Raw genomic sequence first — 5,801 nt, 5'->3', positions numbered from 1 at the left:
TTGTTCCCGCACGCCGATGCGCGTAGCTGGTTCGTAGGCAATCAGCCACTGATCGATGTTACCGCCTTCCGTAATTCGAGCTTGCAAGGTGCCTACCTGATGCTCGCCGCGCGCGCTGTCGGCCTCGATTGCGGTCCGATGTCGGGCTTCGATGGCGACGGTGTCAACGCGGCTTTCTTTGCCGGCACCAGCGTCAAGGTCAATTTCATCGTCAATCTCGGTTACGGCGATGCCAGCCGCGACCTGTTTCCGCGTAACCCGCGGCTGACCTTCGACGAAGCCTGCAAAATCGTTTAATTTCGCCGGATCGGACCCGATCCCACCCTACAAGGAGAATGTTCATGCGTGCTGTTCGTTATCTGCTTCTCGCCGGTCTGCTAGGCGCCGCTGTCACTGCCCAGGCGGATCCGGTCACCTACAAACTCGATCCGGGCCACACGATGGTCCTGTTCAGCTGGAATCACTTCGGTTTCTCCAACCCGACCGCCAACCTGGGTCTGGGCGATGGCACCCTGGTATTCGACGAAAAGAACCCGGCCAAGTCCTCGGTGGAAGTCACCCTGCCGTTGGCCAACCTCGACACCCATGTGAGCGACCTCGATGCGCACCTGAAGAAGCCGGACTTCTTCGATGCCGACAAGTACTCGACCGTCACCTTCAAGAGCACCAAGGTGCAGGCCGAAGGCAACGGCAAGTTCAAGGTCACCGGCGACCTGACCGTGCACGGCGTGACCAAGCCGGTCGTGTTGGACGCCAAGCTCAACAAGGTCGGCGAGCACCCGATGATGAAGGTGCAGGCGATCGGCTTCGATGCGAGCGCCACCATCAAGCGTTCGGACTTCGGCATGGGCGCCTATGTCCCCAACGTCAGTGACGAGATCAAGATTCACATCACGACCGAAGGCTCGGTCGCGAAGTAAGCATCGCACCGCCACAAAAAAGCCCGCCATGCGCGGGCTTTTTTGTGTGTTCTATCCAGCCGGGAGCATTGGACTCACTCCTTCGCCACGCCCTCGTCCTTGAGGCTCTCCAGCTTACTCAGATCCACTGCGGCAACCGCTTGCTTGAGCTGGTCGATCGAATCGGCGTGCCCCGTCGCTTTGACGGTAAAGCGCTGACCGACCACGACGCTGTATTCGCCTTCCTTGCTCGCGCTGTCCCAGCGTTCCTGCACCATCCGGCCATGCTCGGTATACGTTTTCTCGTAGCCGTGATCGGTCTGCGTCTCCGATTGCGGTGCCAGGGCGCTGGCCATCGCCATCATGCCCTTCATGCTGCCGGTGTCGGATACATCCAGTTCCAGCGAATGGTCATTGCCATCGCCATAATTGGCCTGGGCTTCGGTGACCTGGATGCCCATCGAGGCATTGCGCGCCGCACTCACGCTTTCTCGCTTGAGACCGGCCACGCTGTCGGGCAGAAAGCCTTTCATCTGTTCGGTCGAGAGCGACTCGACCTTGCTCCCACCGCTCAACGTCGCGCCGACCATCTTGTCGGCGGCGGCCTGTTGAGCGGCGACATCGCCCGATTTACGGGCTTCGTCCATGGCTTTGGAGGCTTCCTCGGCACGCTTGCCCATCGCATCGAGCTTGGCCGCCATGGCTCCGGTATCGACGGTGACCTGGCGCCCCTCGCCGTCGGTAAAACTCAGTGTGCCGGCGTGGTTGACGCTATGCAGGAAGATGCCGCTGACGATGGCGGTGAGGATCCAGCCGATAACGATCCCGATGATGACGCTCACCGCCGTGTATCCCGCCGTCCGGTCGATCGGCGCTTTCATGGTGTGCGGCACGCCCAGGTAGGTCAGGTAGATCGTATAGATCAGACCGGCAATGGCGATCGGCAAGCCGATCCAGGGCAGGATCAGCCCGATACTGGCCACCCAGTATCCCGTCCATGCATAGGCGACAGTCTTGAGCGCCTGCATCATGTCCTTCTGCCCGCCGAATGACGGCGCCAGGGCGTTGACGATCAGCGCGGCGATATAGACCAGGGCCAGTGACAGCAGATAGGACACCACCATCTGCGTAAAACTGATGCCGATCGGGATGGCCAGCCCGCCGAAGCCATAAAGGCTCGACCTGACAAACCCGGCCACTGCAGGCAAGGCGGCCAGAACGACGACGTAATTGAGATACAGCCCCTTGGGTGTTTCCGGTTCGATCGCGATCGCCGGCCACTCGGTCTTGGGTGTGGTCAGGATCGCTTTGGCGCGCGCAATGATCTTTGCAAAATCCATGGTAATCCCCTCTGCAAGAACGTCCGGCGGCAGAGTCTAAAGGCCGCCTCATGACAATCTGAATTGGCCGCAAGGGCTATGCCCCGAGCCGTCCCCTCCGCCCCCGTCCGGAACCCCCGAGCCTGCTACCATTGGCTGCTTGATGTCCAGTTTCCGGAGCCCTTCCCATGTCGCCTACCTCCACCGCGGCGCCGATCCCGGCAAATGCCGAAAATCGTTATGAAGTGACGCGCGCGGACCTTCCCTTGTCCTGTCCGATGCCCGGCATGGCCTTGTGGAATTCCCATCCTAAGGTTTATTTGCCGATCGTGGACGACGGCGGCGAGTCGACTTGTCCTTACTGTGGCGCATGTTACGTATTAAAGGACTGATCCGGCCGCCGATTCGGCGCCCACCCAGGTCCCCCCGCGCAAGGCCCGGCATGATTGGTGCTTGTCCGGTGGGATGAAGGCCCTCAACGAAGAATACATGTCCGCCGCCGTCACCCCTGCCAGGTCTTTGACCGTCGTCCAGCTGATCCCGTCGATGCACGCCGGCGGCGCCGAGCGTTCGGCGCTCGAGGTCGCGCGGGCGTTGGTCCAGGCGGGGCATCGCTCGGTGGTGATCTCCGCTGGCGGCCGCATGGTCGAGCGGCTTACGGCCGAAGGCAGCGAGCACATCGTGCTCGATATCGGGCGTAAATCGTTCAGTACCCTGGGGCGGATGTTTGCCTTGCGGCGCGAACTGCGCCGAATCCAGCCGGATATCGTGCATGCGCGTTCGCGGCTGCCGGCCTGGATGGGCTGGTGGGCCATGAAGGGCCTGAGTCCCAAGCCGCATTTCGTCACGACCGTGCATGGACTGAATTCGCCCAGCCGCTATAGCGCCATCCTGTTGCGCGGCGAGCGCATCGTGGCGGTTTCGCAAACCTTGCGCGACTACGTGCTTAGCCATTACCGCTGGCTCGAACCTGGGCGCGTCCGGGTGATCCCGCGCGGAATCGATCCGGAAGCGTTTCCCTACGGTCACCGTCCGGACGATGCATGGACGCGGGCTTTCTTCACCGAGTTTCCTACCCTGGCCGGCGCACCGCTGCTGACCCTGCCGGGCCGTGGCACTCGCCTGAAGGGGCATCACGACGCCATTCACCTGATTGCCGATCTCAAGCGCCGCGGCATCGATGCGCGCCTGCTTCTGCTTGGGGCGGAAGAGCCGGGCCGGGAAACCTACGCCGCCGAGCTGCGCGATTTGATCGCTTCGCTGGGGTTGGAAAACCAGGTGGTCATCACGCCCACGCGCGACGATGTGCGCGATATCTACGCTACTTCGGCGTTGATTCTGCAGTTGTCCAACAAGCCGGAATCGTTCGGCCGCACCGTGGTCGAGGCACTGTCGCTGTGCCGGCCGGTGCTTGGTTATGCGCATGGCGGTGTCGGCGAGCTGCTTGCCGAACTCTATCCCGCTGGCCGCGTACCGCCCGGCGACCGCGAACGGCTGGTGGAACGTGCCGCCGAGTTGTTGCGTGTGGCGCCAGCCATTCCGATGCTGCAGAACTATCGCCTGGGCGATATGCAGCAAGCCACCCTGGCCTTGTACGACGAAGTGATGGCTGGCTGAGCAAAGCCGTTCCCAACCGGGAACCTCGAATGACATTGCGGAGCTTTTTGCCTGCAGTAATCCTGCTCGCCCCAGTCGTCTCCCCGGCTAAGCCCGGGGTGAGGGAGCCGCGCAGCGGCTGGCTCTACAATACCGCGATGTCGACATCCTCCTTGTCCTTGCGCGCCGCGTTGCGCTCGCCTTTGCTGCCGTTCTGGCTGGTTATCGCCTTGCTTCCGTTGGGTCGCAGCGCGGAGCTGGGGACGGCGATCTGCCTGATCGGCACCGTCATGCTGTTCCTGCGTCACCCGGAAGCGTTGGCCGAGCATGCAGGCGCCCGGTTGTTGCTGTGGCTGTTGGGCGCTTATGTGCTGGCCGCGGCGATTTCGGCGATCGACTCGGTCGCGCCTGGCAAGAGCTGGTCCACTGTAGCGGCGCTGCTACGCTATATCCCGCTGGGCCTGTACGCCTGCTTCGCCATTCGGCGCGCCGAAAAGCTGCGTGCGCTCTATATCGCCGTGGCCGTGGTGCTGGCTGTTTGGACGCTGGATGCCTGGGTACAGGCTCTAACCGGATGGAGCGTCGCCGGTCGTGCCGAAGCAGAGCGCATTTCAGGCATCTTCGGTGCGCATAACCTGAAGCTCGGTCCGGCACTGGCGGTGTTGTCGCCCTTTGCTCTGTGGGTCGCGCGCGAGCGCTGGGGTCGAGTGGGCCTGCTGCTGGCCTTTGTGGCCATGCTCGGGCCGGTGCTGTTGGCCGGCTCCCGCGCCGCCTGGCTCTGCTATGCCCTGGTGGCGCTGGCCTTCGCCTGGCGCGAAGCGCGCTCGCCGCTGCGTTTCCTTGTCTGGTGCGCCGGCTGCACCGTGCTGATGGCTCTGGCCGGTGCGATCGCCTGGCACACCTCGGAGCGCTTCCAGACGCGTATCGACCGCACTCTGATGGCCTTCCAGGGCTCCGACCATGCTTTGGATGCCGCGCTGACGGGACGGCTGGATATTTGGCGCGCGAGCGTGAAGATGGCCCAGGCCCATCCGGTCAATGGCGTGGGCGTACGCGCCTATCGTTATGCCTATGCGCAATTTGCCCCGTCCAACGATCATTTCCTCACCGACGAAACCTGTGGGGAAGGCGAGGGAGCCTGTCATGCGCATCAGCTGGTACTGGAGATACTGACCGAAACCGGCGCCATCGGACTGCTGTGCTGGCTTGCCGCCGTTGCCTGGGCACTGCGCTATTGGCGTCGCGCTGGCGCTGGGCGCGAAGCTGCCTTTCCAGTGACTGTGGCGCTGGCGGCGATGTTGTTCCCGCTGAATACCCACTTGGCATTCTATTCGGCGTGGTGGGGGCTGCTGTTTGCCTGGCTGCTTGGGCTGTGGTGCGCCGCGTTGTCGATTGCCTGGCCGGTTAAGGAGCGTGAGCATGCCCCGTGAGCCGCTATCGGTAGTCGTGATTACGTACAACAACGCCGACACGCTGGATGCCTGCCTGAGCCAGGTCGATTGGGCCGAGGAAATCGTGGTGCTCGATTCGGGTTCCAGCGATGCGACGCTGGAGATCGCCCGCCGCCACGGCGCACGCATCGACAGTCATCCTTTCGATGACTACGGACCGCAAAAGCAGCGTGCTTTCGCCTTGGCCAGTCACGACTGGATTCTCAATCTGGATGCCGACGAGATGCTTTCGCCCGGCACGCGCGAGGAAATCGAGCGTGCCTTGACGGCACCGCGCTATGCCGGTTATCGCTTGCCGCGGCGCGAGCGCATGTTCTGGACCGTGCAGCATCGTTGGAGCTGGCGCAACGGCCATCTGCGCCTGTTCGACCGTCGTCGCGGCGGCATGAACGATGTCGAAGTTCATGCGGCTGTCGAAGTGAACGGCCCGGTCAAGACGCTGCGGCGTGCGGATTTCGTCAACGACGGCGATGGCGACATCGCCACGCGGGTAGAGAAGATAAACCGCTATACCAGCGGCATGGTCGCGCATAAGC

Annotated in this window: 6 protein-coding genes and 1 pseudogene; 6 read left to right on the top strand and 1 reads right to left on the bottom strand. The window is 62.9% G+C overall.

Annotated features, from left to right (window positions below; all coding sequences use genetic code 11):
- Positions 1-297, top strand: a pseudogene (locus VIM98_RS19070) (nitroreductase family protein); the annotation flags it as partial.
- A 44-nt stretch (positions 298-341) separates the two neighbouring features.
- The gene (locus tag VIM98_RS19065; protein WP_331994686.1) at positions 342-920 is read left to right on the top strand and encodes a YceI family protein; all 579 of its coding nucleotides are present in this window, start codon (positions 342-344) and stop codon (positions 918-920) included.
- A gap of 74 nt (positions 921-994) precedes the next feature.
- Here VIM98_RS19065 and VIM98_RS19060 read toward each other — a convergent pair whose 3' ends face one another.
- Positions 995-2,239: a Yip1 family protein gene (locus tag VIM98_RS19060; protein WP_331994685.1), complete on the bottom strand. Its 1,245-nt coding sequence runs from the start codon at positions 2,237-2,239 to the stop codon at positions 995-997.
- Between the two features lie 167 nt (positions 2,240-2,406).
- On the opposite strand from VIM98_RS19060, the gene VIM98_RS19055 reads away from it, so the two are divergent.
- From VIM98_RS19055 to VIM98_RS19040, 4 genes are all read left to right on the top strand, one after another.
- The gene (locus tag VIM98_RS19055) at positions 2,407-2,610 is read left to right on the top strand and encodes a zinc-finger domain-containing protein (RefSeq protein WP_331994684.1); all 204 of its coding nucleotides are present in this window, start codon (positions 2,407-2,409) and stop codon (positions 2,608-2,610) included.
- A gap of 97 nt (positions 2,611-2,707) precedes the next feature.
- Complete coding sequence (locus VIM98_RS19050; protein WP_331994683.1) at positions 2,708-3,835, top strand: glycosyltransferase; 1,128 nt, start codon at positions 2,708-2,710, stop codon at positions 3,833-3,835.
- A 137-nt stretch (positions 3,836-3,972) separates the two neighbouring features.
- Positions 3,973-5,244 (top strand): O-antigen ligase family protein, encoded by a 1,272-nt coding sequence (locus VIM98_RS19045; RefSeq protein WP_331994682.1) that lies wholly within the window; start codon positions 3,973-3,975, stop codon positions 5,242-5,244.
- Positions 5,234-5,801: glycosyltransferase family 2 protein (locus tag VIM98_RS19040; protein WP_331994681.1), on the top strand; the 568-nt coding region annotated here is incomplete at its 3' end. The genes VIM98_RS19045 and VIM98_RS19040, both read left to right, overlap by 11 nt.

The sequence above is a fragment of the Dyella sp. genome (assembly GCF_036568765.1).
GTDB lineage: Bacteria > Pseudomonadota > Gammaproteobacteria > Xanthomonadales > Rhodanobacteraceae > GSA-30.
The sequence above is the reverse complement of the archived record's forward strand: the minus strand, read 5'-3'. Positions and strand labels throughout refer to the sequence as shown.